We start from the raw sequence: 25,900 nt of genomic DNA, 5'->3' as shown, positions 1-25,900 counted from the left end.
CCACTACCGTCGGGCAACCGGCTGGCGGGTTCGCCGGACCGCCGTACACTGGCTTAGATCACTGACCCGGCGCGCGTGGTGCGCGCCCCTGGGCGATCTTGCGGGCGATCCGGCGGCACAGCCGCGGCAGGCCATCGCGAAGATGCGCCCCGCTCGAAAGGCTTTTGTTGACCACCTCTGCTGACCCCAGCACCGTCACGTCCGTTTTCAACTCAGTCCCGGCGGCCGACACCGCACGGGAGCAGCTCGACGTCGCCCCAAGCGAGGCCAGCACCGCGCAGGCCGAGCCGACCGAGACCGCCGAGCCGATCAGCTTCGCCGCCCTCGGCCTGCCCGAGCCGCTGGTCCGCGCACTGGCACAGCAGGGCATCACCAGCCCGTTCGAGATCCAGCGGGCCACCGTTCCGGACGCGCTCGCCGGCCGCGACGTGCTGGGCCGCGGGCAGACCGGTTCGGGCAAGACGCTCGCCTTCGGGCTGCCGATGATCGCCCGGCTGGCCAACCGCAACCGGGCCCGGCCGATGCGTCCGCGCGCCCTGGTCCTGGTGCCCACCCGCGAGCTGGCCATGCAGGTCAACGACGCCCTGATGCCGCTGGGCAAGGCCGTCGGCATCTTCCTCAAGACCGCCGTCGGCGGTGTCCCGTACGACCGTCAGATCGACGCGCTGCGGCGCGGCGTGGAGATCATCGTGGCCACCCCCGGCCGGCTCGGCGATCTCATCGAGCGGGGCATCTGCCAGCTCGACGACGTCGAGGTCACCGTGCTCGACGAGGCCGACCAGATGGCCGACATGGGCTTCCTGCCCGAGGTCACCGAGTTGCTGGCGAAGACGCCCGCGAACGGTCAGCGGCTGCTCTTCTCGGCCACCCTGGACGGTGACGTCGACGCGTTGGTCAAGCGGTTCATGACCGACCCGGTGACCCACTCCACGGCACCGTCGACCGCCTCGGTGTCCACCATGGACCACCACATGCTGTTGATCCCGCCGCACGAGAAGTTCCCCGTGGCGGCCTCGATCGCCGCTCGGGACGGCCGGACCATGGTCTTCGCCCGTACGCAGCTCGGCGTGGACCGGCTGGTCGAGCAGCTCGCCGCAGTCGGGGTCCGCGCCGGTGGGCTGCACGGCGGCAAGACCCAGCGGATGCGCACCAAGACCCTCGCGGAGTTCCGTGAGGGCCGGATGAACGTGCTGGTCGCCACGGACGTGGCGGCTCGGGGCATCCACGTCGACGGGGTCACCCTGGTGCTGCACGTCGATCCGCCGAAGGACCCGAAGGACTACCTGCACCGGGCCGGGCGCACCGCCCGGGCCGGGGAGTCGGGCGCGGTCGCCACGCTGGTGCTGCCCAAGCAGCGCCGCACCACCCTGGCGATGATGGAGAAGGCCGGCGTCGCGCCGGCCGAGACCCGGGTCCGGGTCGGCGACCAGGCTCTGGCCGAGCTGGTCGGCGCCCGGGAGCCCAGCGGTGTCCCGGTTCGCGTCGAGGCGGAGCCGCGCGGCTACGGCGACCGCTCCGGCGGTTCGCGTCGGTTCGACGACCGTTCCGGTGGCCCGCGCCGCTTCGGTGACCGGACGGGCGGCGAGCGGCGCTACGGCGACCGGCCGACCGGTGAGCGCCGCTACAGCGACCGGCCCCAGGGTGAGCGCCAGTACGGTGACCGCCCGCAGGGTGAGCGCCGCTACGGCGACCGCCCGGCCGGCGAGCGGCGTTTCAGCGACCGCCCCCAGGGTGACCGCCAGTACGGTGACCGCCCCCAGGGCGAGCGTCGCTACGGCGACCGCCAGCACAGCGACCGCCAGCACAGCGACCGCCCGCAGGGCGAGCGACGTTACGGCGACCGGCCCACCGGCGATCGCGGCTTCGGCGACCGCCCGCAGGGCGAGCGGCGTTACACCGATCGGGACACCCGGGGTTACGGCGACCGGCCGCAGGGTGAGCGCCGGTTCGGTGACCGGCCGCAGTTCGGCGACCGGGACGGCCGACCGACCGGCGAGCGGCGCTTCGGCGACCGGGACGGCCGGGGTGACCGGCCGACTGGCGAGCGGCGTTTCGGCGACCGCGACACTCGGGGTGGTTTCCGCCCGGAGAGCCGTGGTCGGGACGACCGGCCCCGCGACGACCGCCCCCGTGAGGACCGTCCGCGCGACGACCGGCGCGGTTTCGGCGGGCGACCGCCGGCGCGTACCCACTGACGCACTGACGCACTGACGCACTGAACGCCGTCGCGGAGCACATGCTCCGCGGCGGCGTTCGCGCATGCCCTGCCGAGGTGGGTCGGGTCGCGTAACGTCCGGCTCATGTCGACCATGCCGCAGTCAATCTTCTGGTCCCGGACAGACACCGCCGGCAGCGAGCAGGTCCTCCTCGACGACAGCCGCGGGTTGGCGGCCCGGGGCACCCTGCTCGCCGTGGACCCGATCCCCTGGACCGCCCGCTACCAGCTGACCACCGCGCCGGACTGGTCCACCACCCGGGTCGAGGTCGAGGCCGAAGGGCTGGGCTGGCTGCGCAGGGTGACCCTGGAGCGGGCGGCGGGTCGGTGGCGGGTGACCACCGCCGAGCAGGGCGACCTGGACCGAGCCCTGGTCACGGCGGGTCATCCTCGTGCCGGCCTGCCGGGCACCGACGACACGGACCGGCTGGCCGACGCGCTCGACGTCGACCTGAGCGGTTCGCCGCTGTTCAACACCCTGCCGGTCCACCGGCTCAGGCTGGCCGCCGAGCCGGCCGACGTGGCACACCGGATCACCGTCGCCTGGGTGCTGCTGCCCGGTCTGGAGGTGGTGGCGGCCGAGCAGATCTACACCGGGCTCGGGCCGGGTCGGGTGCGCTTCGCCAGCGGCACCTTCACCGCCGACATCGATCTGGACGACAGCGGCTACGTGGTGCGCTACCCCGGGCTGGCGGAGCGGATCGACCCCCGCTGAACGCGCGGTGCCCGCCGGCCTCGACCAGTCGCGGTCGCGCGGCTCAGGCGGGCCAGGCCCCGCTGGTCAGGAAGCGTTCGATTGTGGCCAGGTGCGGGGTCAGGTCGAGGCCCTGGGCGGCCACCCAGTCGTCGGCGTAGTAGGTGTCGGCGTACCGGTCGCCCGGGTCGCAGATCAGGGTGACCACCGAGCCGGTGCGGCCCTCGGCGAGCATCGCGGCGATCAGGCCGAACGCGCCCCACAGGTTGGTGCCGGTGGACCCGCCCACCCGGCGGCCGAGCTGCGCCGACCCGGCACGCATGGCGGCCAGTGACGCCGCGTCCGGCACCTGGACCATCCGATCCACCACCGAGGGCAGGAACGACGCCTCCACGGTGGGCCGGCCGATCCCCTCGATGCGGGAGCCCTTCCCGGTCCGTACCGACCAGTCGGCGGCCAGCCAGGCCGGGTAGAACGCCGAGTTCTCCGGGTCGACCACGCAGAGTTTGGTGGCGAGTCGGCGGTACCGGGCGTACCTGCCGATTGTCGCGCTGGTGCCCCCGGTGCCGGCGCCCACCACGACCCAGGCCGGGATCGGGTGCCGCTCCAGTTCGAGCTGGGCGTAGATCGACTCGGCGATGTTGTTGTTCCCCCGCCAGTCGGTCGCCCGCTCGGCGTAGGTGAACTGGTCCATGAAGTGCCCACCGGAGTCCTCGGCCAGCCACCGGGCCTCGACCACCACGCTGGCGGGGTCGTCCACCAGGTGGCACCGGCCGCCCTGGAACTCGATCTGCGCGATCTTCTCGGGCGAGGTGGAGGCAGGCATCACCGCGATGAAGGGCAGCCCGAGCATCCGGGCGAAGTACGCCTCGGAGACCGCCGTGGAGCCCGAGGACGCCTCGACGATCGTGGTGCGCGGTCCGATCCAGCCGTTGCAGAGCCCGTAGAGGAACAGCGAGCGGGCCAGCCGGTGCTTCAGCGAGCCGGTGGGATGTGACGACTCGTCCTTGAGGTAGAGGTCGATCCCCCAGGCCCGGGGCAGCGGGAATGGCAGCAGGTGGGTGTCGGCCGAGCGGTTCGCGTCCGCCTCGACGGCGGCGATCGCCTCCGTCACCCAGATTCGGCTCGGCTCGTCGCACCGGTCGAGATGAGTCACGCCGGAAACGTAGCAAGCAGGCCAGGCGTGGTCAGCGCCGGTCCGGCGGCATGCTCCGACGGTGTTGGCGGCGCTGACCGGCGCGGCCGACGGCCTGGACGAGTGGGGTCAGCGCGAGGGCCAGCCGGGGCAGGGCGTCCAGCAGGCGTACCTGCGCTCCCCGCCAGCGAGGCAGACTGACCACCGGGCGTGGTCGGTGGGCCAACCGGACCGCCCGGGCGGCGACCCGCTGCGCGGTCAACATCGACCCGGTGAACGAGGCCACCGCTCCGGGGTCGGCGAGCCGGTCGTGCAGCATCGGGGTCCAGATGCCGTCCGGGCAGAGGCAGGAGACGTGCACCCGGCGGTAGCCCGCGATCCGCAGATCCGACAGCGTGCCGAGGCTGAACGCCAGCAGGGCGTGCTTGCTGGCCGCGTACACCGTCTCGCCGGGCGCGGCGATCAGCCCGGCCAGCGAGACGACGTTGAGCACGTGGCCGTGGCCCTGCCCGCGCATCACGGCCAGCGCGGCGAGGGTGCCGTTCATGGCACCCAGGGCGTTGACGTCGAACAGCCGGCGGCGGGTCGGCCCGTCGTGCTCCCAGGACGGCCCGGTGGTCAGGACGCCGGCGTTGTTGACCCAGAGGGCGAGGTCGCCCCGGGCTGCCGCGCTCGCGGCGACGGCGGCGCAGGCGCCCTCGTCACGCACGTCGAGGGCCGCCGACCAACCGCCGAGGGGCGCTGCGGCGGCGGCCACCGCTGTCGGGTCGAGGTCGGTGAGCAGCACCGACCAGCCGTCGGCGTGCAGCGCGGTGGCAATCGCGTGGCCGAGCCCTCCGGCAGCGCCGGTCACCACGGCCACGCGCCGTCCCGGCGGGGTCATCGGCGCACGCTACCGCCGGCCGACCGGGCGACACCAGGGGTACGCGTCGGTCAGGTCGCGGGCGGGCCGACCGGCTGCGGGCGGTTCTCCCACTTGGTGGAGAGTGCGATGGCGGTGCGGGTGGAGGCCACCCCGGGGGTCCGGTTCAATCGCACGATCAACTGCTCCAGCTCGGCGATCGTGCCGACCCGGGCCTTGAGCAGGAACGACTCCACGCCGGCCATGAAGTAGCAGGACTCGATCTCGGGCAGCACCCGCAGCGACTCGAGCATGTCGTCGGTGTCGGCGCCGGAGTCCTCGACGATGCCGATCAGCGCCGTGACGCCCAGTCCGATCGACTCCGGGGCCACGTCCGCGCGGTAGCCCCGGACCACGCCGCTGCTCTCCAACTTGCCGACCCGTTCGTGCACGGCCGGGGCCGACAGGCCCACCTGTCGGGCCAGCTCGGCGTAGGAGAGGCGAGCGTTGCCGCGCAGCAGGTCGACGAGGTTCAGGTCGATGGCGTCCACAGAGAGTGACCCTAACCTCTGAGGCATAACGTGGCGGCTTCGGCATCCGTTGGGCTGAGTGGTGAGTCACTGTTGACAAACCGCCGGTCACGGCGGAGGTAGCACAAGTACCATTACTAACTCCTCACTCAGTGCATTTTTCGCGTTTGGGCGGACAGGTCATGTCCCCGGTGCTGTAATTGCCATACGTCCCTCATGACGGCTCTGGGCTACGCACCAGCCGGGGGCAGTGTGTTCAGCCGGGGGCTTCGTCGACGCGAGGAGGGGGCTGTGGACACTGGAGATCGCCTGCTGACACCGGGTGAGGTCGCCGCGCTGTTTCGGGTAGACCCGAAAACTGTGACGAGATGGGCGGCGGCCGGCCGGATAGGAAGCATCCGGACTCCAGGCGGGCATCGCCGGTTTCGGGAATCCGAGGTGCGGGCCCTGCTTGAGGGGGAGGGCATGCTGGACGAGGTGGACGAGGTCGGAAAGCCACGCAATGTGGGGCCGGCCGCATCCACGGGGCCGGGTCCGGCCAACGCCGGCATGTACTGAACTGGTGCGGACATCGCTACGCGGACCGGACTTCGGCCCGGTCCGCGTCCCGCTTCGGCCGACCGCCCGGGCGGCGTCGCGGCGCGGTGCCGGTGCCTGCCGAGTGGTCGGCTCAGCTCCGGGCCGTGCCGAGCTGGCCGGACCAGCGCCGGAACAGGGTGTGTGGGACGCCGAGCGCGTCGAGCACCTTGCCGGCCACGAAGTCGACCAACTGCTGGGCGCTGGCGGCCGCGCCGGCTCCGTAGAAGCCGGGGCTGGCGGGCAGCACCACCGCGCCGGCGTCGTGCAGCGCGATCAGGTGCTCCAGGTGACTACGGGTCACCGGCGTTTCCCGGGGGACGATCACCACCGGGCGGCGTTCCTTGAGGTTGACCTCGGCGGCGCGCTGCAACAGGTCCTTGGAGAGCCCGATGGCGATGCCGGCGCAGGCTGCCGTGCTGGCCGGGACCACGGCCATCCCGCGTACCCGGTAGGAGCCGCTGCTCGGCCCGGCGGCCAGGTCACCGGCCGGCCAGTGCCGCACGTCCGCCCCGGTCAGGTCCCGGTCGAGCCAGGCGGTGAGATCCTCGGCCCAGTGCCCGTCGCGGAACGGTCGACCGGTCTCGTCGAGCACGGTGAGTCGTGCCGCGCGGGACACGATCAGGTCCACCGGCTCGCCCGCGTCGAGCAGTCCTCCGATGACGGCCGCCGCGTACGGCGTACCAGATGCTCCGGAGACCCCGACCACCCATGGTTCCCGCATGCCCCCAGCCTGCCTGGTGCGGCTGGTCCGATGGTGGGCACCCCCGGGATACGCCGCTTCGGCATGCTGGCGGGCTAGGTGGGCATTGCGTCAACCTGACATGCTGCTGGAGATTCGCATGGGAACCATCTCGCGCAGGAGGCATCGGTGACGACCGGTGGGGCCCTTCTGGTGTTGCAAGCCGAATGTCCGATCCAGTCCCGGCTCTCACCGTACGCCGACCGCGTGCAGGAGTGGCTGCTCGGCCTGCTGCCCGACCTCGGCCTCGCACTGGACGACGCCGCGCTGCACCGGCTGACCCGGGGAGCGTTCGCCCGGTACGCCGGACGGCTCTACCCGGACGCCACCGAAGCCGACCTTCGGGTGCTGACCGTGCTGTTCACCTGGTTCTTCCTGGTCGACGACGCCTGTGACGGGCCGGATCGACTCACCTCGGAGCAGATCCGGGGCCTCCGCAACGGCACGCTGGCGCTGCTGCGCGACGGCCCCCGGCTGCGTCACGCCGGGCTCACCGGTCCGCTCCGACGGCTGCTGGTGCTGGCCTGGCGGGAGCCGCGCCGCCGGATGCCGGCCCGGTGGCGGTCGCGTTTCGCCGACACGGTCGCCCGGCACCTCCACGGCACCTGGCAGGAGGCGGTCAACAAGGAAGCCGCCCGCCGGCCCGGCGTCGACGAGTACGTGGAACTGCGGCGGGCGACCTCGGCGGCGGAGGTGTCGTACGCGCTCGTGGAGTTCGCGGGTGGGCGTCCGTTGCCCGACCCCGTCTACCACCATCCGCTGCTGCGTCAGATCGCCCAGGTCGGCAACGACCTGCTCTCCTGGTACAACGACCTGGCCTCGCTGGAGAGGGACCGGGCGACCGCAGGCGGGCACAACCTCGTCCTGGCCATCGAGGCCGAACTGGCGGTGCCGTCGGCGGAGGCGGTCGCCCTGGCGGTCGAGCGGTGGCGGGAGTCGATGCGGCAGTTCGTCGCGCTACGGTCCGCGGTGCCGTCGTTCGGCCCGACCCTGGACCGGGCGGTCACCGACCACCTCGACGTGGTCGCGTACGCCGTCCGGGGCACCATCGACTGGACCCTGGAGAGCGCCCGCTACCCCACCAGCAAGGAAGGGCCCCTTACCAACGCCTCGGGTATAGGAAGGGGCCCTTCCTAACGCTCAGGCTGCGGGGCGGCGCAGTCAGCCGGCCGGGCTGCGGGGCGACGGCGCAGTCAGCGGTCAGGGCCGTAGGCCGAGCCGGATCACCAGGTCGAGCAGCGCGAAGACGAACAACGCGATGCCGACGAACCCGTTGGCCGTGAAGAACGCCCGGTTGACCTTGCTCAGGTCGGTCGGGCTGACCACCAGGTGCTGATAGGCGAACGCGACAGCGGTGAGCGCCAGCCCGATCCACCAGAGCCAGCCGAAGCCGATCATCACACCGAACCAGACGAACAGCGCGAAGGTCACCACGTGCGCGACAGTGGAGGCGTGCAGCGCGAAGCGCCGACCGTACCGGGCGGGCACGCTGTGCACCCCGATCTCCTGGTCGATCTTGGAGTCCTGGCAGGCGTAGATCAGGTCGAAGCCGCCGATCCAGAGCCCGACCGCCGCGCCGAGCACCCAGGCCGGCCCGGAGCCGTCCAGGGTGCCGGTGACCGCCAGCCAGGCGCCGACCGGGCCGACCGCCTGGGCGATCCCCAGGATGGCGTGCGGCCAGTTGGTGAACCGCTTGCCGTAGGGGTAGACGACCAGCGGCACCACCGCGAGCGGCGCGAGCACCAGGCAGAGCGGGTTGAGCAGGGCGGCGGCGACGAGGAAGACCACCAACGCGACGCCCGCGCCGGTCCAGGCCGTCCGCACGCTCACCGCCCCGGTGACCAGTTCCCGTCCGGCGGTACGCGGATTCCGCGCATCGATCCGCCGATCGAGGATCCGGTTGGCGGCCATCGCGAACGTCCGTGCCCCGACCATCGCCACGGTGATCAGCAGCAGGTCCCACCAGCGCACCCGCCCGCCGTCGACCTGCATGGCGCTCAGCGCCGACAGGTACGCGAAGGGCAGCGCGAACACCGAGTGCTCGATCGCGACGAGCTTGAGGAAGGACTTGACCCGGCCCGGCTTCTCGGCCGGAGCGTCGAGGACGGCCATCAGAGCCCGTACTCCTTCCAGCGCTTGTCGACCAGGGCCGTGACCTCCGGGCTCATGCTCATCTCCTCCGGCCAACCGCGGGTGTAGCCCTCGGTCGGGAGTTTGCGGGTCGCGTCGACGCCCGCCTTGCCGCCCCAGAACTGCTGGTACGACGAGTGGTCGAGGTGGTCCACCGGCCCCTCGGTGAGCAGCAGGTCGCGCGCGTAGTCGACGTTGCCGAAGGCACGGAAGGCGACCTCGTTGTAGTCGTGCACGTCGCAGTCCTCGTCGACGATCACGATGAGCTTGGTCAGCGACATCAGGTGCGCGCCCCAGATCGCGTTCATCACCTTCTGCGCGTGCTTCGGGTACCGCTTGCGGATCGACACGATCGCGCAGTTGTGGAAGACCCCGGCGGCCGGCAGGTCGTAGTCGACGATGTCCGGGATCATCAGCTTGAGCAGCGGCTGGAAGATCCGCTCGGTGGCCTTGCCGAGACCGTGGTCCTCCTGCGGCGGCTTGGAGGTGACGATCGAGTGGTAGACCGGCTTGCGTTGCATCGTCATCGCCTCGACGTGCAGCACGGGGAACGGCTCGACCGGGGTGTAGAAGCCGGTGTGGTCGCCGAACGGCCCCTCGGGCAGCCGCTCACCGGGCTCCAGGTAGCCCTCCAGCACGATCTGCGCGTGCGCCGGCACCTGCAACGGCACGGTGAGGCAGTCGACCATCTCCACCCGCTCGCCGCGCAGGAACCCCGCGAACAGGTACTCGTCGATGTCGCCGGGCAGCGGCGCGCTGGCCGCGTACGAGACGACCGGGTCGCAACCGATCGCGATCGCGACCGGCAGGCGCTGCCCGAGCCGCTCGGCGACCGCGTGGTGGGCGGTCGAGTCCTTGTGGATCTGCCAGTGCATGCCCAGGGTGTTGCGGCCGTGCTGCTGGAGCCGGTACAGGCCGAGGTTGCGCTTGCCGGTCTCCGGGTGCTTGGTGTGGGTCAGCCCGTAGTTGTGGAAGATCCCGCCGTCGCCGGGCCAGACCTGCAACCCCGGCAGCCGGTTCAGGTCGACGTCCTCACCCCGGTAGACGACCTCCTGGCAGGGCGCGGTCTTCACCTTGCGCGGCGGCACCGACTTGAGCTGCATGACCTTGCCGAGGCCCTCCCGGATGCCCGACCAGCCGACCGGCAGCTCCGGCTTGATCAGCGCGCCGATCCGGGCACCGATCTCGTCCAGCGAGTCGACACCGAGGGCCATCGCCATGCGCTTCTCGGTGCCGAACAGGTTGATCGCCACCGGCATCTCGCCCCGGGTCGGGCGCTCGAAGAGCAGCGCCGGCCCGCCGGCCCGCACCGTGCGGGTGACCACCTCGCTGATCTCCAGGGTGGGGTCGACCGGGACGTCGACCCGGCGCAACTCCCCCGCGCGCTCCAGCGCCGCGAGAAAGTCCTTGAGATCGGTGTACGGGAAGCCACGAGCCGCCATACCCGCCAGTCTCCCGCACCGGCTCCCGCACGGCCCAAGCCGGGTGCTGTGACGCTCGCGATTACCCGCCACCGCTGGCGGGCGACGGGCGACGGGCAGCGGGCGACGGGCAGCGGGCGGCGGGTTTTGATCAACTCGGCTTTCAGGAAACTGCGGTGTCCCAGGCCGCCGGACACCGCGACTTCAAGGAAGGCGAGTGGATCAACCGGCAGGACCCGAACCTCGGGCATGGCGGGCGGTTGAGCGGGTAGCCGGGCAGGCGGCGGGCGAATGACAGACGGAGGCGCGCGCGGGCGGAACCGGCAGAGGCCACGCGCGGGCGGAACCGGCAGAGAGCACGCGCGGGCGGACGGCAGGCGGAGGCGGCGATGGGCGCGGAGCGGGTTCCGGCGGGGTTCACCGAGCAGCGGGCTCGGGTCGGCCAGATCACCATGAACTACGTGCGTGGCGGCACCGGACCGCCTCTGGTGCTGCTGCACGGGTATCCGCAGTGCTGGTACATGTGGCGGCACCTGCTGCCCGAGTTGGGGCGCTCCTTCGACGTGGTCGCGCCCGACCTGCGCGGCTTCGGGGGCAGCGACGCCCCGGACGGCGGGTACGACAAGAAGACTGTCGCCGCCGACCTGCACGGACTACTCGACCAGCTCGGCTTGGCCGGTGACCTCCGGCTGGTCGGGCACGACCTGGGGACCATGGTGGCGTACGCCTACGCCGCCGCCCATCCGCAGCGGGTGAGTCGGCTGGTGCTCACCGAGGCGCCGATCCCCGACGAGAGCATCTACACGTTCCCCGCGCTCACCTCGGCCGGGCCGGGGGTGTGGAACTTCGGCTACTTCTCTCTCGGCAACGGGCTGCCGGAGGCGCTGGTCAAGGGGCGGGAGTCGCTCTGGGTGGACAAGTTCACCGACGCGCTGATGGTGCGCAGGGGCAGCATCGCCGCGCCCGACATCGAGGAGTTCGCCAGCCATCTGCGCGACCCGGCGCACCTGCGGGCCAGCTTCGCCTACTTCCGGGCGTTCGAGCAGGACATCGCCGACAACGCGGCGTACCGGGCGACGAAGCTGACGATGCCGGTGCTGGCCGTCGGCGCGGCGGCCAGCCTCGGTGGGCAGGTCGACGAGCAGGTTCGTCGGTACGCCGACACGGTCCGCGGTGAGGTGATCGAGGACTGCGGGCACTGGCTGTACGAGGAGCGCCCCGACGAGATGCTCGCCCTGCTGCGCGACTTTCTCGGGGCGGCCTGAGCAGCGGCCCGAAGGCGTCTTCGGTCAGGCGGCGGGCGTCCAGGCGTGGACGGCCAGCGGCGGGTCGAGCGGTGCCCGGGTGAGCCGGTTGGCGAAGGTGGACATGGTGTACGCGCCGACGCCGAGCACCACGTCCAGCGCGTGCCGGGGCTGGTAGCCGGCGGTCAGGAAGTCGTCCAACTCGTCGTCGGGCACTGCGCCTCGGTGGTCGAGCACGGCCAAGGTGAATTGACGCAGCGCCTCCAGTCGCGGCTCGGGCAGCGCCGAGCCGGCACGCAGTGCGGTGATCAGCTCGGCGGTCGCTCCGAGTTGGGTGAGCTTGCCGGTGTGCAGGGCGACGCAGAAGTGGCACTCGTTGGTGGTGGAGACCGTCAGGATGACCACCTCCCGCTCCAGCGGGACGAGGTCGGTCTGCTCGAAGCCCGCACTGGCGGCGAGAAAGCCGGCGAGCAGCCGCGGTGACTCGGCCATCAGCGCCACCGGGGTGGGCAGCCAACCGAACCGGGTCTGCACGCCCTCGACGGCCCGACGGGCGGCGGTGGGCACGGTTTCGGCGGTGTGCGCGGTGAAGACGGACACGGTGCACCTGCTTTCAGAGGATCGGCCGGGAGAGCGAGAGCGCGCGGCGCCGGGAGGGCGCCGGGGGCCGTGCCGCATCCCGTACGATAGTCAACGTGGTTGACGAAATAGTAAACGGGGTTGTCGAACATGGCAACCGCTGATCCCGCGCGTCCCGGCTTCGCGCTGCCGCTGCTTCTGTTGGCCGGCTTCCGAACGCTGATCGACGACCTGCACGCCGAGCTGGCCCGCGAGGGGCATCCGGAGCTGCGACCGCTGCACGGGTTCGTGCTCCAGGCCGTCGGCGCGGACGGCACCACCGCCACCGAGCTGGGCCAGCGGCTGGGCATCTCCAAACAGGCCGCCGGCAAGACCGTCGACCGGTTGGTGGCCGTCGGCTACCTGGAGCGGGTCGACGACCCCTCCGACGCCCGACGGCGGCTGGTCCGAGTGACCCCGCGCGGCGCCGACGGGCTGCGTCGCTCGGCCGAGATCTTCGACCGGCTACGTACACAGTGGACTGAGACGCTCGGCCCGGAACGGGTCACCGCAATGGAAGACGACCTCGGCACGATGGCCTCGGCCAACTGGTTCCGACTCGACGTGCCCGGCTGGTTCGGCGGCTGATCGCGGGCGGCGAGCGAGACCTCCGGGCCATCCTGCGGAGTGGCCCCGGTCGGGTGCGGGAACGCCGGCGACCGGCCGGCTGGGGGGACGGTCAGTGGGTGCGGGCCAGCTCGACGAAGGCCCGCCACGCGGCCGGGGTGAAGGTGAGCAGGTCGCCGTCGCGGTCCTTGGAATCGCGGACGTGCACCCGGCCCGGCAGGTTGTCGGCGACCTCGACGCACGCGCCAGCGTCGTTGCCGCTTCGGGTGGACTTGTGCCAGCGGGCTCCGGTCAGATCCATGGCTTCACGATCTCCTCGAGCAGGTCGATCGACTGCTGCCGGGGCAGCGCGTCACTCCGCAGACTCTCCCACCTTCCGAGCAGGGTCGCCACCTCGTTGATGTCGTCCACGGCGGTGCCACCGGTCTGGCTGTCGAGGAAGCCGAGCCAACTGCCGTCGGCGGTGCGGCCGAGGATGAACGGCCCGAAGAGACCGGCGTGCAGCCCCACACTCTGCGGCAGCACGTGCACCCTGATGTGCGGGCGTCGGGCGCACACCACCAGGTGCCGCAGTTGCTCGGCCAGCACCCCGGCGCAGCCCTCCGCGAAGCGCTGCAACGCGGCCTCGTCGATCACGGCGGTGAGCTGCGGCGGGTGCTCCCGGTCGAGGATCGTCTGACGCTCCAGCCGGGCGGCCACCAACTCCTCGACCCGGTCGGCGGTGAGCCCCAGGTCGAGCCGGAACACCGCCCGGGCATAGTCGGCGGTCTGCAACAGACCGGGAATCATCGTCGCGCCGAAGCAACGCAGCTGGGTGGCGACCCGTTCGACCTCCAGCCAGGGGCGGAACCAGACCGGCTCACCGTCGCGCCGGCCCAGCTCGCGCAGCGAGACCAGCAGGCCGCCGGTGTCGAGCACCTCGTCGGCCCGGGTCAGGTAGGCCAGATTGGGCACCGTCTGGCCCAGCTCGACCGACGAGACCATCGAGGGCGAGTAGTGCGCGCGTTTGCCATACTCCTCCTGGCTCAGCCCGGCTGCGAGCCGCGACCGCCGGAGTTGGTCCCTGATCATCGCCGCCGTGGACACCGCTGTGGTCACCGCACCCCACCTTCCGCCGCGATCGTTGGGTCGCACGACCCCCCTGCCGCACGGTATCGAGCGCTTGACGCTGCGTCACCCCATGACGCGCATATCGCGGTAACGCGAGCTGCGTCCCCGCCTGACCGCCCGGCTCACCGGTGGCCACCACAAGATCCACTCGGGTTTCAGGAAGTCGCGGCGTCCCAGGGCGCAGGACACCCCCACTTCCTGAAAGCCGAGTGGATCAACGGCTGACCAGGCGCGGGGCACCGCCACAATGGTGCCGAGGACCGGTCAAGGCCGGCAGACACGTCTCACTGTTCCTGGCCGAATGCCTGGACGCGGGAGCAGAGTGAGTTCATGTCGGACGCGTATGTCGTCGGCGACCCGGACGGGCTGTCGCCCCTGCTGGTCGAGCTTCGCGACGCCGTCGCTCGGGAGCTGCACGCCCAACTGGCGTTGCGCGGCGAGCGGATCGAGCTGGCCGATCTACCGGAGGTGTCATACCAGGTCACCAGGCAGGTCGAGCGGACCTTGCGGGCCTGGCAACCCACGCGGTAGATGCGGGCCGGCCACGGACGAATCCGTGACCGGCCCGCGCTCCACGTTCAGGTCAGTCCAGCCCACCGTACGAGTGCAGGCCGGTGAAGAAGATGTTCACGCCGAACAGGTTCATCAGCATGGTGAGGAAGCCGAGCACCGCGAGCCAGGTCGCCACGTTGCGCCGCACGCTGGGCGTGGCCCGGGCGTGCAGGTAACCGGCGTACACCACCCAGGAGATGAACGCCCAGGTCTCCTTCGGGTCCCAACCCCACGGCCGACCCCAGGCCGCCTCGGCCCAGATGGCACCAGCGATCACCGCGAAGGTGAAGATCGGGAACGCGAAGGCGTGCAGCGCGAAGGTCAGCCGCTCCAGGCTGGCTGCGCCGGGCAGCCGCTTGGCCAGGGTGTACGGGAAGCTCCGCTTGCCCTTCTCGTACCCGTTGCGCATCAGGAAGCCGACTGCCGGCACCGCACCGAGCAGGAAGATGCCGGACGCGAAGACGATGGTCGAGACGTGGATGACGAACCAGTACGAGTTCAGTGCGGGCACCAGCGGCACGATCGGCACGTACAGGACCAGCTCGGCGGTGGCCACCAGCAGCACCATCACCAGCGTGAGGAACAGCCCGAGCTTGCGCAGCGACGGTCGCTTCCAGAGCACCACCAGCCAGGCCGCGACCCCGATGAACGTCACCGTGAGCACGAACTCGTACATGTTGCCCCACGGCATCCGGTCGGCCGCGAGGCCACGGGTGACCAGCGCCGCCAGGTGCAGCACGGCGGCGACCGCGGTCGCGCCCACCCCGATCAGACCCGCGAGGCGGGCACGCCGCGCGGGACCGTCGGCCACGGGCGGCGACGGGACCGGTGCGGGCAGGGTCGGCACGACGCCGCCGCCGGCACCGACCAACTCGCGCACCGGAGCCGCCGTGGCGACCCGGGTACGGGCGTTGCCCAACGCGTACTCGACGGCGTGACCGATCATCGCGATCAGATACGCCAGGATCGCGAAGGTCACCAGATTGTCGGAGAGTGCGGACATCACTCGGCTCCTTCTCGCACACCGCGGTCACTGGAGTCAGTGCCCGCGTCGGCCCGTCGGTCACCGCTGACGGCGGCCACGAGCTGGGCGAACTCCTCGGCGAACCCTGGATAGTCGGTGCGCGGCAACCCACCGGCCTCCACCAAACTACTACCGTCCGTCGGAGATCCTGCCCCGGGGTTGGCCGGCACCACCCGGAAGAACACCCGGCGACGCCGCCCGAACAGCGAGCCCATCAGCCCGACCAGCAGGACACCGCAGCTGATCAGCAGCGGCGTCGCACCGGGGTCGTGCCGGATGGAGAGGGTGACGTACCGCTCGGTGCCCAGGAACTCGACAGTGGTGCCGTCCTCCAGCGTCCAGGTCTCGCCCTTGCGGAGCAGCTTGGTGCCGACCTCCTTGACCTTGCCGGTCCGCACCTGCCGCTGGTCGAGCTGGTAGACCGAGCCGGGGATGCCGGCGTCCAGGCCGAGGTTGCCCCGGTAGGCGACGAGGTTCAGCACCGGGTTGCGCTCGGTCGGATACTGCGAGCGGACGAACGGCGCCTGTTCGGGTGCCGTGGGCAGGTAGATGCCGGTGAACGCCATCTGCTCGTCCGGGGTGCGCTGGCCGGTGGCCGGATCGACGTTCGCGTCCGGGAACGCGGCCAGACCTTCGCTGGTCAGGCCCATGTCACCGGTGGTCAGGAACGGCTCGTCGCTGACCTGGCTGTTGCCGAACCGGTCGGTGTAGCGGATCACCGGGGCGTACCCGTGGCCGAGCAGGTAGACGTTCGCGTCGTTCAGGCGCAGCGGCGAGTTCACCGAGAAGTCGGCGCTGCGGGTCGGCTCGTCCGGGCCGTCGACGGTGACCGTGGCGTTGAAGAACTCCGGCTGACCGGACGGCAGGAACCGGGCCTCGAAGTCGTCCAACCGCAGGCAGAAGCGGGGCAGGTCCGCGCTGTCCACCCGGGGCCCGAGCTTCGCCTCCGCGTACTGCTGTCGGGTGTTGCAGAAGGCGTTGTCCGCGCCCGCCACCAGCAGGCGGTTGCCGCTCCAGCCGTACCACGAGCCGAGCGCGACGCCGATCAGCACCGCGATGAGCGAGGTGTGGAACAGCAGGTTGCCGGTCTCCTTGAGGTAGCCCTTCTCGGCGGAGACCTCGTCGCCGCGCACCTCCACCCGCCAGCGGCGTTTGCGCAGCACGTCGGCGATCGCCGCCACGCCACCGGGTGGGGCGGGCAGCACAGTGTGCTGTGGCAGCCGGGCCATCCGCTTCGGCGCGGCCGGCGGCCGGGACCGCAACGCCCGGACGTGGTCGCGCAGTCGGGGCGTGATGCAGCCGATCAGGGAGGTGAACAGCAGCAGGTAGATCGCGGAGAACCAGACTGACCCGAAGACCTCGAACGCGCCGATCCGATCCAGTCGGGGGGCCCAGTCCGGGTGGTCGACGAAGTACTCGTTGACCTTCTCCGGGCTGATCCCGCGCTGCGGCAGCACCGAGCCGGGGATCGCGGCGATGGCGAGCAGGAAGAGCAGGATCAGGGCGGTACGCATGCTGGTGAGCTGCCGCCACGAGTTGCGCAGCAGCGCCAGCAACCGGTTCGGCCGGCGGCGTGGCGCCGGCGCCACGGTCTCCGGCCGGTCGTCGACGACCGTCATCAGATGCCCACCTCGCCCACCCCGACGGTGGTCTGCAACCAGATCACGAAGCTCTGCCACCCGCCGGTGACCAGCGCCAGGCCGATCAGGATGAGCAGGGCGCCGCCGACCCGGGTGACCCAGCGGCTGTTGCGCCGGACGGCGCGGAAGACCCCGAGCAGGCGTTCGAAGCCCAGCCCGAAGACCACGAACGGTATCCCCAACCCGAGGCAGTACGCCACGGCGAGCACCACGGCGCGGTCGCTCTGGCCGGACGCGGTGGCCATCCCCATCACCGCACCGAGCGTGGGGCCGGTGCAGGGCACCCAACTGAGCGCGAAAACCGCCCCGAAGACCGGTGCGCCGAGCAACCCGGCCGACGGCAGCCGGGAGATCCGGAACTCCCGTTGCAGGGCGGGGATCATCCCGAGGTAGCCGAACCCGAGCACGATGATCAGCACGCCGACGACGATTTCGAGCTGCCGCTCGTACTCGAAGAAGACCCGGCCGATACCGGCGAACAGGATGGCGGTGGCGACGAAGACGACAGTGAAGCCGGCGATGAAGAGCAGCGTGCCCGCGAGCACCCGGCCCTTGACGGCGCCGACCCGCGCGATCCGCTCCCGTACCGCGACACCCCCGCCGCCACCGTCGCGTGCCTCGGCGGCGGTGTTAGTAGGGGACCCCTGCTCTACCGCAGGCGTTAATAAGGTGCCCTTCCTTGCACTGCCCTCCAGGTCCGCCCCGGCCAGGCCGGTGACGTACGACAGGTAGCCGGGGACGAGTGGGAGCACGCACGGAGAGAGGAAGCTGACCAGACCGGCGAGCGCCGCCGCGCCGATGGCGAGCAGCAGCGGCCCGCTCAGGGCCAACTCTTTGAAGGTCTCGCCCATCAGTTCGACGCCGGCTTCTCGGCCACGATCCGCTCGACGATCGGTTGCAGGCCCTCCTGCTTGACGGCGGCCCGGATCACCGACGCGATCCGCCCCTCCCGGTCGAGCACCACCGTCGCCGGCACGCTGTTCGGCGGGATGTCCAGCGCGAGTGCCGTCTTGCTCGACGGGTCGTAGAGGCTCGGATAGGTGACCCGCCCCTGCTCGAACGCCTTGGCCTTGTCCCGCGAATCCTGCACGTTGATGCCGAGGAAGGTCACCCCGGAGCCCTTGGTGGCCTGGTAGACGGCCTCCAGGTCATCCGCCTCGGCCCGGCAGGGCGCGCACCAGGATCCCCAGAAGTTGACCACCACCACCTGGCCGCGGGCCTGGCTGACGTCATAGGTGCCGCCGAGGAGCAGCTCACCGGCGAGCTTCGGAGGGGCCGAGCGCTGGTCCGGCGCGCACTCGAAGATCCCGTCGGTGGTGGTCGTGCAGGCCTTCTCCTGCCCCTTCGACGACGTGCAGCCGACCAACGCCACCGCGGCGACGGTGGCGAGCAGGCCGGCGGTCCACCTCCGGGCGTTCATCAGGCCCCCTTGGCCGTCCGGGCGGTCGCGGAGAGGGCGATCAGGTGCGCGGCCGGCTCGCTGTAGCCGATGCCCACCACCTTCGCGCCGTCGAAGTGGAACGAGGTGAGGCTCGCCAGCCCGCACTGCCGCTTGCGCGGGTCGTGCCAGAGCCGCTTGCGCTCGACGTGGCGGCGCAGCGTCCAGATCGGCAGCTGGTGCGACACCAGCACCGCCTCGCGCCCCTCGGCGGCGACCCGGGCGGCTTGCACCGCGGCGAACATCCGCTCGGCGATCACCCGGTACGCCTCGCCCCAGGACGGGGTCACCGGGTCGCGCAGCACCCACCAGTTGCGCGGGTCACGGAACGACCCGTCGCCCGGGGACACCTTCTTGCCCTCGAACCAGTTCGCGCTCTCGATCAGCCGCTCGTCCACCCCGACCGGCAGCCCGAACTGGGCGGCGATCGGCTCGGCGGTCTGCTGGGCGCGTTCCAGCGGGCTGGCCACCACGTGCACGATCTCCCGCTCGGCCAGGCCCTGCGCGGCGGCCTTGGCCATCTGCACACCCAGCTCGGAGAGGCGGAAACCGGGCAACCGACCGTAGAGAATCTGATCCGGGTTGTACACCTCGCCGTGCCGGAGCACGTGGACCACCGTCTTACTCAAGGTTTCTACCCCCCGTGACCAGCCGCTGCCGCCGCGTTCGCCGCCGTCGGCAGCGCGTCGGCGATGTGTTCCAGAGCGGCGTCGTCGAGCGCCGCCGACACGAACCACGACTCGAACGCGCTCGGCGGCAGGTAGACGCCGGCGGCGAGCATCGCGTGGAAGAACGCCTTGAACGCGGGCACCTGCTGGGTGCGGGCGCTGTCGTAGTCGACCACGTCGGCGTCGGTGAAGAAGATCGAGAACATGCTGCCCGCGTACGACAGTCGGTGCGGGACCCCGGCGGCGGCCAGCGCGTCGGAGGCCAGCTTGCCCACGGTGGCGGCCGTCTGGTCGAGGCGCTGGTACAGCGCGTCGTCGGCGAGCCGCAGGGTCGCCAACCCGGCGGCGCAGGCGAGCGGGTTACCGGAGAGCGTGCCAGCCTGGTAGACCGGGCCGGCCGGGGCGAGACGCGCCATGATGTCCGCCCGCCCGCCGAACGCGGCGGCGGGCAGGCCACCACCCATGACCTTGCCGTACGTCCACAGGTCGGCGTCGGAGGCGTCGAGGCCGTGCCACCCGGCGCGGGAGACCCGGAACCCGGTCATCACCTCGTCCACCACGAGCAGGGCACCGTGCGCGTGCGCGATCCGGGCGAGCTGCTGGTTGAAGCCGTCGCGAGGGGCGACCACACCCATGTTGCCGGCGGCCGCCTCGGTGATCACCGCCGCGATGTGCGGGCCCTCGGCGGCGAATGCCTCCTCGACGGCCCGGATGTCGTTGTAGGGCAGCACGATCGTCTCGCTGGCCGCCGCGCCGGTCACGCCCGGCGAGTCGGGCAGGCCCAGGGTGGCCACGCCGGACCCGGCGGCGGCGAGCAGCGCGTCGACGTGCCCGTGGTAGCAACCGGCGAACTTGACGATCTTGGAGCGGCCGGTGAAGCCACGAGCCAGCCGGATCGCCGACATGGTGGCCTCGGTGCCCGAGTTGACCAGGCGGACCTGCTCCATCGGAGTCCGGTCGACGAGCTCGGCGGCCAACTCCACCTCACCCGGGGTGGGGGTGCCGAAGCTGGTGCCCCGGGCTGCGGCGGCCTGCACGGCGTCCACCACCTCCGGGTGGGCGTGCCCGAGGATCAGCGGCCCCCAGGAGCAGACCAGGTCGACGTAGCGGCGGCCGTCGGCGTCGTACAGCCACGGGCCCTCGCCACGGACCATGAAACGTGGGGCGCCGCCGACCGCCTGGAAGGCGCGCACGGGAGAGTTGACCCCGCCCGGCACGATGGCGCGGGCGCGGTCGAACAGGGCCTCGGAGGCCGGCGCTTCGGCCGGGTAGCGGCCGGATCCGGCGGGAAAGATGTCGGTCACGATGCGGCCATTGTGTCAGCGGCGAACGGCCCACCAGCAGCCACCCCGCAGTCGGGTTACCAGGCTCACCCGCAGGCGGTGCCCGCCAGCAGCGCCGGAAGGGGGCGCGCGCGGCCTGGCGGCGACGGCTCACGGCCTCGACAGGCCGGACCGGTCGGATCGCGCTAGGCTGACCGGGTGGATCGTGCCGAACTGTCCATCACGCTACACCGGACGGGCGACGAAGCAGTGCTGCGCCTGGCTGGTGAGATCGACATGCTCACGGCGGCCCAGCTCTCCACCGTGGTCAACGAGGTACTGGCCGACCCGCCGCCGCGGATCGTGCTCGACCTCGGCGGTGTCACCTTCTGCGACTCGCAGGGCCTGGGCACCCTCGTCGTGCTCAGCCGCAAAGCCAGCCACGCACAGAGCCTGCTGATGCTGACCCACGTGGGCGACTTCCTCATCCGGGTCCTGGACATCACCGGCCTCCGCAGCGCCCTGATGATCCGCAACGACCAGCCCACCGGCTGACCCACCCGCTCCCCCGCGTCAGGCGGTGTTGCCCCAGCGGGCCTGCTCCAGCATGCGTACCGCCCGGTCGCGGGCCTCCACGTCGTCGGAGCGCAGCAGGGTCGTCGCCTCGTCGACCGCGTCGGTGAGCCTCCGCCACTGCGTGTCGCGCTCCCGGACCAGGTCCGACTGGGCGGCCAGCTGCCGGGTCTTCACCCACAGCTCGACGAAGACCGACACCTTGGCCCGCAGCACCCACGGGTCGAACGGCTTGGTCAGGTAGTCCACCGCGCCCACCTGGTATCCCCGCAGGGCGAGCTGGGCGTCCCGGTCGGCCGCGGTCAGGAAGATGATCGGCACGTGTCGGGTCCGCTCGCGGCGCTTGATGTGACTCGCCGTCTCGAAACCGTCCATGTCCGGCATCTGCGCGTCCAGCAGGATCACGGCGAAGTCGTCCACCAGGAGCTGCTTGAGCGCCGCCTCGCCACTCTCCACCGCGACGGACTGGACCGGCAGGCCCTGGAGGATCGCCTCCAGGGCCGTCAGATTCTGCCGCCGGTCGTCCACGAGCAGCGCCTTGGCCATCTGGGTCACGAATTCTCCTCGGTCCGGCTGCCGTTGATCCAGGACGACATCAACTCGATCAGGTCGTCCAGGTCGACCGGCTTGGTGATGTAGTCGCTGCCCCCGGCAGCGAGCGCCGACTCACGATCACCCGGCATCGCCTTCGCGGTCAGGAAGACCACCGGCAGGTCGGCGAAGCGGTGGTTGCGGCGAATCTGGCGGGTGGTCTCGTACCCGTCCTGGTCGGGCATCATGGCGTCCATCAGCACGATGTCCACCTCCGGATGCTCGGCCAGCAGGCGGACACCGTCCGCCCCGTTGTCCGAGTACAGCACGGTCATCCCGTGCAGCTCCAACGCGCTGGTCAAGGCGAAGACGTTACGGACGTCGTCGTCCACGATCAGGACGGTGGCGCCGTCCAGTTGACGGGTGGCCGGTGCCTCCGGCCGCTCCGACAGCAGTTCCAACGGCGGCATGAGCAGCGACGACGGCAGGCCGGCCCGCTGCGGAGACGGCGCCTGGGGCGCGACCACCGCGTCCGGAGCCAGCACCTGCGGCACGAACAGGGTGAACGTCGAACCCTGACCCGGCGCGGACGACACGGTGATGGTGCCGCCGATCAACCGGGCCAGGTCGCGGCTGATCGACAGACCCAGACCGGTGCCGCCGTACCGGCGACTGGTCGTGCCGTCCGCCTGCTGGAACGCCTCGAAGATGATCGACAACTTGTCGTCGGAGATGCCGATCCCGGTGTCGATCACGGTGAAGGCGATCACCTGCTGGGCGTTGGTCAGCGCCGGCACGTCGAACACCGCGTTCTCCGCCGCCGGAGCGATCCGCAGCGTCACCGCACCGTTGTCGGTGAACTTCACCGCGTTGGAGAGCAGATTGCGCAGGATCTGCTGCAACCGCTGCGCGTCGGTCACCAGCGCCGGCGGCAGGTCCTTGCTCACCCGTACCTGGAAGTCGAGGTTCTTCTCCTCGGCCTGCGGCGCGAACGCCTGCTCGACGAAGCCGCGCAGCTCGGTGAAGCGGATCTCGGTCGGCTCGACGTCCATCCGACCCGCCTCGATCTTGGACAGGTCGAGGATGTCGTCGATCAGACGCAGCAGGTCCGAGCCGGACCCGTGGATGGTCCGGGCGAACTCGATCTGCTTCGGGCTGAGGTTCTGCTCCGAGTTCTCCGCCAGCAGGCGGGCCAACAGCAGCAACGAGTTCAGCGGCGTACGCAGCTCGTGGCTCATGTTGGCCAGGAACTCCGACTTGTAGGCCGACGCCCGGGTCAGCTGCTGCGCCTTCTCCTCCAGACCCAGCCGCGCCAGCTCGATCTCCCGGTTCTTCGTCTCGATGTTGCCCTTCTGCTCGGAGAGCAGCGTGGCCTTCTCCTCCAGCTCGGCGTTGGTGCGCTGCAACTCCGCCGACTGCTCCTGCATCTCGTGCGCCAGACGCTGCGACTGGGCCAGCAGCTCCTCCGTACGCCGGTTGGCCTGGATGGTGTTGACCGCGATGCCGATGGTGAGCACCAGCCGCTCCAGGAACGCGAGGTGCAGGTCGGAGAACGCCGACACGCTGGCGAACTCGATCACCCCGAGCAGCTCGCCCTCGAACAGGACGGGGAGCACCACCAGGTCGGACGGAGGTGTCTCGGCCAGACCGGAACGCAGGGTGAGTCGGCTGTTCGGGGAGGCGCTGACCCGGATCGTGCGGCGGGACAACGCGGTCTGCCCGACCAACCCCTCACCCGGCCCGAAGGTGACGTCGGTGCCCCGCGCCACGTACCCGTAGGAGGAGGTCAGCCGCAGCCGCATGCTGCCGTCGGTGTCGTCGGCCAGGAAGAAGGCGCCGAGCTGGGCGTCGACCAGCGGCGTCACCTCCGTCATGATCATGCGGCAGACCTCGCCGAGGTCGCGCTGGCCCTGCAACAGGCCACCGATCCGGGCCAGGTTGGAGTCCAGCCAGCCCTGCTCGGCGTTCTTCTTGGTCGTCTCCCGGAGGGTGACGATCATCTGGTTGATGTTGTCCTTCAGCTCGGCGACCTCGCCCTGCGCCTTGACCGCGATCCGCTGGGTCAGGTCGCCCCGGGTGACCGACGTGGACACCTGGGCGATGGCCCGCAGCTGCGTGGTCAACGTCGAGGCGAGCTGGTTGACGTTCTCGGTCAGGTCCCGCCACGTGCCGGAGACGCCCTTCACCTGCGCCTGACCACCGAGCTTGCCCTCGATGCCGACCTCGCGGGCCACCCGGGTCACCTCGTCCGCGAACGAGGACAACTGGTCGACCATGGTGTTGACGGTGGACTTCAGCTCCAGGATCTCGCCCTGGGCGTCCACCGTGATCTTCTGCGACAGGTCACCCTTCGCCACGGCGGTGGTCACCGAGGCGATGTTGCGGACCTGGCTGGTCAGGTTCGACGCCATCGAGTTCACGTTGTCGGTCAGGTCCCGCCACGTGCCGGAGACGCCCTTCACCTGCGCCTGACCACCGAGCTTGCCCTCGGTGCCCACCTCACGGGCCACCCGGGTCACCTCGTCCGCGAACGACGACAACTGGTCCACCATCGTGTTGACCGTGGACTTCAGCTCCAGGATCTCGCCCCGCGCGTCCACCGTGATCTTCTGCGACAGGTCACCCTTCGCCACCGCCGTGGAGACCTGGGCGATGTTGCGCACCTGGGCGGTCAGGTTCGACGCCATCGAGTTCACGTTGTCGGTGAGGTCCCGCCAGGTGCCGGCGACACCGCGCACCTGGGCCTGGCCGCCGAGCTTGCCCTCGGTGCCCACCTCACGGGCCACCCGGGTCACCTCGTCGGCGAACGACGACAACTGGTCCACCATCGTGTTGACCGTGGACTTCAGCTCCAGGATCTCGCCCCGCGCGTCCACCGTGATCTTCTGCGACAGGTCACCCTTCGCCACCGCCGTGGTCACCGAGGCGATGTTGCGCACCTGACTGGTCAGGTTCGACGCCATCGAGTTCACGTTGTCGGTCAGGTCCCGCCAGGTGCCCGAGACGCCCTTCACCTGGGCCTGACCGCCCAGGTTGCCCTCGGTGCCCACCTCACGCGCGACCCGGGTCACCTCGTCCGCGAACGACGACAACTGGTCGACCATGGTGTTGACGGTGTTCTTCAGCTCCAGGATCTCGCCCTGGGCGTCCACCGTGATCTTCTGCGACAGGTCACCCTTCGCCACGGCGGTGGAGACCTGGGAGATGTTGCGGACCTGGCTGGTCAGGTTGCCGGCGAGCTGGTTGACGTTCTCGGTGAGGTCCCGCCAGGTGCCGGAGACGCCCCGCACCTGGGCCTGACCGCCCAGCTTGCCCTCGATGCCCACCTCACGCGCGACCCGGGTCACCTCGTCCGCGAACGACGACAACTGGTCCACCATCGTGTTGACGGTGTCCTTCAGCTCCAGGATCTCGCCCTGCGCGGCGACCGTGATCTTCTGCGACAGGTCACCGCGCGCCACCGCTGTCGAGACCTGCGCGATGTTGCGGACCTGGGCGGTCAGGTTCGACGCCATCGAGTTGACGCTGTCGGTCAGGTCCTTCCACGTCCCGGCCACGTTCGGCACCTCGGCCTGACCGCCGAGCTTGCCCTCGGTGCCCACCTCACGGGCCACCCGGGTCACCTGCTCGGCGAAGAGCCGCAGCGTGTCGGTGAGGTAGTTGATGGTGTGCGCCAACTCGGCGACCTCACCCTTGGCGGACACGGTGATCTTCTGGGAGAGGTCGCCCTTCGCCACCGCAGTCGACACCTGGGAGATCGACCGGACCTGGTAGGTCAGGTTCGACGCCATGGTGTTCACCGAGTCGGTGAGGTCCTTCCAGGTGCCGGCGACACCCCGGACGTCCGCCTGACCACCCAGCTTGCCCTCGGTGCCCACCTCACGGGCCACCCGGGTCACCTCGTTGGAGAACGAGGACAGCTGGTCCACCATCGTGTTCACGGTGCGCCCGATGCGCAGGTACTCACCGCGCAGCGGTCGGCCGTCGATCTCCAAAGCCATGTGCTGCGACAGGTCGCCGTCCGCGACCGCCACGATGACCCGGGCGATCTCGGTGGTCGGTCGGCCCAGGTCGTCGATCAGCGAGTTGATCGCCCGCTGCCCCTCGGCCCAGGAGCCGTCCAGCCCCTCGTCGTCGAGCCGCTCGGTCAGCCGGCCGTCGCGACCGACGATCCGGCTGATCCGCCGCAGGTCCAGGTACTGCCGCTCCTGGAGCGAGACCACCTCGTTGAAGGCGTCCGCCACCTCACCGGCCGCGCCCGCCCGGCGGGGGAGCCGGACCTTCAGGTCGCCGCGACCGATCCGTCGCAGTGCCTCGGTCAACTCACCGAGGAGCGCCTCGTGGTCGGGCGCGGACGGATCCGCCACCGACTGCTTCGCCGTGGTCATC

At 70.9% G+C, this 25,900-nt stretch carries 25 protein-coding genes; 8 read left to right on the top strand and 17 right to left on the bottom strand.

Going from position 1 to position 25,900, the window contains the following annotated elements; translation table 11 throughout:
* The first annotated feature begins 308 nt into the window (after positions 1-308).
* The gene (locus tag ABGB10_RS25430) at positions 309-2,195 is read left to right on the top strand and encodes a DEAD/DEAH box helicase (RefSeq protein WP_347663557.1); all 1,887 of its coding nucleotides are present in this window, start codon (positions 309-311) and stop codon (positions 2,193-2,195) included.
* A gap of 114 nt (positions 2,196-2,309) precedes the next feature.
* Entirely contained in the window at positions 2,310-2,930 is a 621-nt protein-coding gene (locus ABGB10_RS25425) for a putative glycolipid-binding domain-containing protein (protein WP_347663556.1), read from the top strand.
* Between the two features lie 43 nt (positions 2,931-2,973).
* Here ABGB10_RS25425 and ABGB10_RS25420 read toward each other — a convergent pair whose 3' ends face one another.
* The 3 genes from ABGB10_RS25420 to ABGB10_RS25410 are packed head-to-tail and all read right to left on the bottom strand — an operon-like array spanning position 2,974 to position 5,436.
* Positions 2,974-4,065, bottom strand: a complete 1,092-nt coding sequence (locus ABGB10_RS25420; RefSeq protein ID WP_347663470.1) for a PLP-dependent cysteine synthase family protein — start codon at positions 4,063-4,065, stop codon at positions 2,974-2,976.
* Between the two features lie 31 nt (positions 4,066-4,096).
* Positions 4,097-4,927 carry an SDR family NAD(P)-dependent oxidoreductase gene (locus ABGB10_RS25415; protein ID WP_347663469.1) on the bottom strand — a complete coding sequence of 277 codons (831 nt, stop codon included), beginning with the start codon at positions 4,925-4,927 and terminating at the stop codon, positions 4,097-4,099.
* Positions 4,928-4,977: 50 nt separating this feature from the next.
* Positions 4,978-5,436, bottom strand: coding sequence for an Lrp/AsnC family transcriptional regulator (locus ABGB10_RS25410; protein WP_088986799.1), 459 nt, complete (start codon positions 5,434-5,436; stop codon positions 4,978-4,980).
* Positions 5,437-5,706: 270 nt separating this feature from the next.
* Between ABGB10_RS25410 and ABGB10_RS25405 the strand changes: the two genes are divergently transcribed.
* Positions 5,707-5,973 (top strand): BldC family transcriptional regulator, encoded by a 267-nt coding sequence (locus ABGB10_RS25405; protein ID WP_007454516.1) that lies wholly within the window; start codon positions 5,707-5,709, stop codon positions 5,971-5,973.
* 112 nt (positions 5,974-6,085) lie between these two features.
* On the opposite strand, the gene ABGB10_RS25400 is transcribed toward ABGB10_RS25405, so the two are convergent.
* Complete coding sequence (locus ABGB10_RS25400) at positions 6,086-6,715, bottom strand: UbiX family flavin prenyltransferase (protein WP_347663468.1); 630 nt, start codon at positions 6,713-6,715, stop codon at positions 6,086-6,088.
* Between the two features lie 147 nt (positions 6,716-6,862).
* On the opposite strand from ABGB10_RS25400, the gene ABGB10_RS25395 reads away from it, so the two are divergent.
* A complete protein-coding gene (locus ABGB10_RS25395; protein WP_347663466.1) occupies positions 6,863-7,870 on the top strand; it encodes a terpene synthase in 1,008 nt (335 codons plus the stop codon).
* 63 nt (positions 7,871-7,933) lie between these two features.
* Here ABGB10_RS25395 and mqnP read toward each other — a convergent pair whose 3' ends face one another.
* Together mqnP and ABGB10_RS25385 are read right to left on the bottom strand one after the other, a co-directional pair.
* Positions 7,934-8,845 carry a menaquinone biosynthesis prenyltransferase MqnP gene (gene mqnP / locus ABGB10_RS25390; protein WP_347663465.1) on the bottom strand — a complete coding sequence of 304 codons (912 nt, stop codon included), beginning with the start codon at positions 8,843-8,845 and terminating at the stop codon, positions 7,934-7,936.
* Entirely contained in the window at positions 8,845-10,305 is a 1,461-nt protein-coding gene (locus ABGB10_RS25385) for a menaquinone biosynthesis decarboxylase (protein ID WP_347663464.1), read from the bottom strand. The genes mqnP and ABGB10_RS25385 overlap by 1 nt, the downstream gene beginning before the upstream one ends.
* Before the next feature lie 368 nt (positions 10,306-10,673).
* On the opposite strand from ABGB10_RS25385, the gene ABGB10_RS25380 reads away from it, so the two are divergent.
* Positions 10,674-11,549 (top strand): alpha/beta hydrolase, encoded by an 876-nt coding sequence (locus ABGB10_RS25380; protein WP_347663463.1) that lies wholly within the window; start codon positions 10,674-10,676, stop codon positions 11,547-11,549.
* Between the two features lie 24 nt (positions 11,550-11,573).
* Here ABGB10_RS25380 and ABGB10_RS25375 read toward each other — a convergent pair whose 3' ends face one another.
* A complete protein-coding gene (locus tag ABGB10_RS25375) occupies positions 11,574-12,128 on the bottom strand; it encodes a carboxymuconolactone decarboxylase family protein (RefSeq protein WP_347663461.1) in 555 nt (184 codons plus the stop codon).
* A gap of 129 nt (positions 12,129-12,257) precedes the next feature.
* On the opposite strand from ABGB10_RS25375, the gene ABGB10_RS25370 reads away from it, so the two are divergent.
* Positions 12,258-12,734 carry a MarR family winged helix-turn-helix transcriptional regulator gene (locus ABGB10_RS25370; RefSeq protein ID WP_347663460.1) on the top strand — a complete coding sequence of 159 codons (477 nt, stop codon included), beginning with the start codon at positions 12,258-12,260 and terminating at the stop codon, positions 12,732-12,734.
* Between the two features lie 91 nt (positions 12,735-12,825).
* Here ABGB10_RS25370 and ABGB10_RS25365 read toward each other — a convergent pair whose 3' ends face one another.
* Both ABGB10_RS25365 and ABGB10_RS25360 read right to left on the bottom strand, forming a co-directional pair.
* Positions 12,826-13,014, bottom strand: coding sequence for a DUF397 domain-containing protein (locus ABGB10_RS25365; RefSeq protein WP_238683230.1), 189 nt, complete (start codon positions 13,012-13,014; stop codon positions 12,826-12,828).
* The gene (locus ABGB10_RS25360; RefSeq protein WP_347663555.1) at positions 13,005-13,784 is read right to left on the bottom strand and encodes a helix-turn-helix transcriptional regulator; all 780 of its coding nucleotides are present in this window, start codon (positions 13,782-13,784) and stop codon (positions 13,005-13,007) included. The genes ABGB10_RS25365 and ABGB10_RS25360 overlap by 10 nt, the downstream gene beginning before the upstream one ends.
* Positions 13,785-14,153: 369 nt before the next feature.
* Here ABGB10_RS25360 and ABGB10_RS25355 point away from each other — a divergent pair, with 369 nt between their 5' ends.
* Positions 14,154-14,354: a hypothetical protein gene (locus ABGB10_RS25355; RefSeq protein WP_347663458.1), complete on the top strand. Its 201-nt coding sequence runs from the start codon at positions 14,154-14,156 to the stop codon at positions 14,352-14,354.
* Between the two features lie 52 nt (positions 14,355-14,406).
* On the opposite strand, the gene ccsB is transcribed toward ABGB10_RS25355, so the two are convergent.
* Genes ccsB through hemL form a run of 6 tightly spaced genes read right to left on the bottom strand, consistent with a single transcriptional unit; the run spans position 14,407 to position 20,449 of the window.
* A complete protein-coding gene (gene ccsB, locus ABGB10_RS25350) occupies positions 14,407-15,378 on the bottom strand; it encodes a c-type cytochrome biogenesis protein CcsB (RefSeq protein ID WP_347663457.1) in 972 nt (323 codons plus the stop codon).
* On the bottom strand, positions 15,378-17,018 hold the full coding sequence (locus ABGB10_RS25345) for a cytochrome c biogenesis protein ResB (RefSeq protein ID WP_347663456.1): 1,641 nt from the start codon (positions 17,016-17,018) through the stop codon (positions 15,378-15,380). The genes ccsB and ABGB10_RS25345 overlap by 1 nt, the downstream gene beginning before the upstream one ends.
* On the bottom strand, positions 17,018-17,890 hold the full coding sequence (locus ABGB10_RS25340; RefSeq protein ID WP_347663455.1) for a cytochrome c biogenesis protein CcdA: 873 nt from the start codon (positions 17,888-17,890) through the stop codon (positions 17,018-17,020). Before ABGB10_RS25340 ends, ABGB10_RS25345 begins: the two co-directional genes overlap by 1 nt.
* Positions 17,890-18,459, bottom strand: a complete 570-nt coding sequence (locus ABGB10_RS25335; RefSeq protein ID WP_347663454.1) for a TlpA disulfide reductase family protein — start codon at positions 18,457-18,459, stop codon at positions 17,890-17,892. The genes ABGB10_RS25340 and ABGB10_RS25335 overlap by 1 nt, the downstream gene beginning before the upstream one ends.
* Positions 18,459-19,106: a histidine phosphatase family protein gene (locus ABGB10_RS25330; protein WP_278136946.1), complete on the bottom strand. Its 648-nt coding sequence runs from the start codon at positions 19,104-19,106 to the stop codon at positions 18,459-18,461. The genes ABGB10_RS25335 and ABGB10_RS25330 overlap by 1 nt, the downstream gene beginning before the upstream one ends.
* Before the next feature lie 5 nt (positions 19,107-19,111).
* Entirely contained in the window at positions 19,112-20,449 is a 1,338-nt protein-coding gene (gene hemL, locus ABGB10_RS25325; RefSeq protein ID WP_278136945.1) for a glutamate-1-semialdehyde 2,1-aminomutase, read from the bottom strand.
* Between the two features lie 177 nt (positions 20,450-20,626).
* Between hemL and ABGB10_RS25320 the strand changes: the two genes are divergently transcribed.
* A complete protein-coding gene (locus ABGB10_RS25320; protein ID WP_007454492.1) occupies positions 20,627-20,962 on the top strand; it encodes an STAS domain-containing protein in 336 nt (111 codons plus the stop codon).
* Positions 20,963-20,980: 18 nt separating this feature from the next.
* Here the strand turns inward: ABGB10_RS25320 and ABGB10_RS25315 are convergent, their stop codons facing one another.
* Both ABGB10_RS25315 and ABGB10_RS25310 read right to left on the bottom strand, forming a co-directional pair.
* A complete protein-coding gene (locus tag ABGB10_RS25315) occupies positions 20,981-21,535 on the bottom strand; it encodes a response regulator (RefSeq protein ID WP_278136943.1) in 555 nt (184 codons plus the stop codon).
* Positions 21,532-25,899: a HAMP domain-containing protein gene (locus ABGB10_RS25310; protein ID WP_347663452.1), complete on the bottom strand. Its 4,368-nt coding sequence runs from the start codon at positions 25,897-25,899 to the stop codon at positions 21,532-21,534. Before ABGB10_RS25310 ends, ABGB10_RS25315 begins: the two co-directional genes overlap by 4 nt.
* Position 25,900: the final 1 nt, after the last annotated feature.

It is taken from the genome of Micromonospora sp. B9E7 (assembly GCF_039871815.1).
Classification (GTDB): Bacteria; Actinomycetota; Actinomycetes; order Mycobacteriales; family Micromonosporaceae; genus Micromonospora.
This window is presented reverse-complemented; position numbering and strand designations above follow the sequence as displayed.

Coding starts and splice junctions, on each gene's coding strand:
- ABGB10_RS25380 (WP_347663463.1), top strand. CDS start 10,674: ATGGGCGCGGAGCGGGTTCCGGCGGGGTTCACCGAGCAGCGGGCTCGG.
- ABGB10_RS25310 (WP_347663452.1), bottom strand. CDS start 25,899: ATGACCACGGCGAAGCAGTCGGTGGCGGATCCGTCCGCGCCCGACCAC.
- ABGB10_RS25355 (WP_347663458.1), top strand. CDS start 14,154: ATGTCGGACGCGTATGTCGTCGGCGACCCGGACGGGCTGTCGCCCCTG.
- ABGB10_RS25340 (WP_347663455.1), bottom strand. CDS start 17,890: ATGGGCGAGACCTTCAAAGAGTTGGCCCTGAGCGGGCCGCTGCTGCTC.
- ccsB (WP_347663457.1), bottom strand. CDS start 15,378: ATGTCCGCACTCTCCGACAATCTGGTGACCTTCGCGATCCTGGCGTAT.
- ABGB10_RS25345 (WP_347663456.1), bottom strand. CDS start 17,018: ATGACGGTCGTCGACGACCGGCCGGAGACCGTGGCGCCGGCGCCACGC.
- ABGB10_RS25425 (WP_347663556.1), top strand. CDS start 2,310: ATGCCGCAGTCAATCTTCTGGTCCCGGACAGACACCGCCGGCAGCGAG.
- ABGB10_RS25415 (WP_347663469.1), bottom strand. CDS start 4,927: ATGACCCCGCCGGGACGGCGCGTGGCCGTGGTGACCGGCGCTGCCGGA.
- mqnP (WP_347663465.1), bottom strand. CDS start 8,845: ATGGCCGTCCTCGACGCTCCGGCCGAGAAGCCGGGCCGGGTCAAGTCC.
- ABGB10_RS25335 (WP_347663454.1), bottom strand. CDS start 18,459: ATGAACGCCCGGAGGTGGACCGCCGGCCTGCTCGCCACCGTCGCCGCG.
- ABGB10_RS25370 (WP_347663460.1), top strand. CDS start 12,258: ATGGCAACCGCTGATCCCGCGCGTCCCGGCTTCGCGCTGCCGCTGCTT.
- ABGB10_RS25360 (WP_347663555.1), bottom strand. CDS start 13,784: ATGATCAGGGACCAACTCCGGCGGTCGCGGCTCGCAGCCGGGCTGAGC.
- ABGB10_RS25385 (WP_347663464.1), bottom strand. CDS start 10,305: ATGGCGGCTCGTGGCTTCCCGTACACCGATCTCAAGGACTTTCTCGCG.
- ABGB10_RS25400 (WP_347663468.1), bottom strand. CDS start 6,715: ATGCGGGAACCATGGGTGGTCGGGGTCTCCGGAGCATCTGGTACGCCG.
- ABGB10_RS25365 (WP_238683230.1), bottom strand. CDS start 13,014: ATGGATCTGACCGGAGCCCGCTGGCACAAGTCCACCCGAAGCGGCAAC.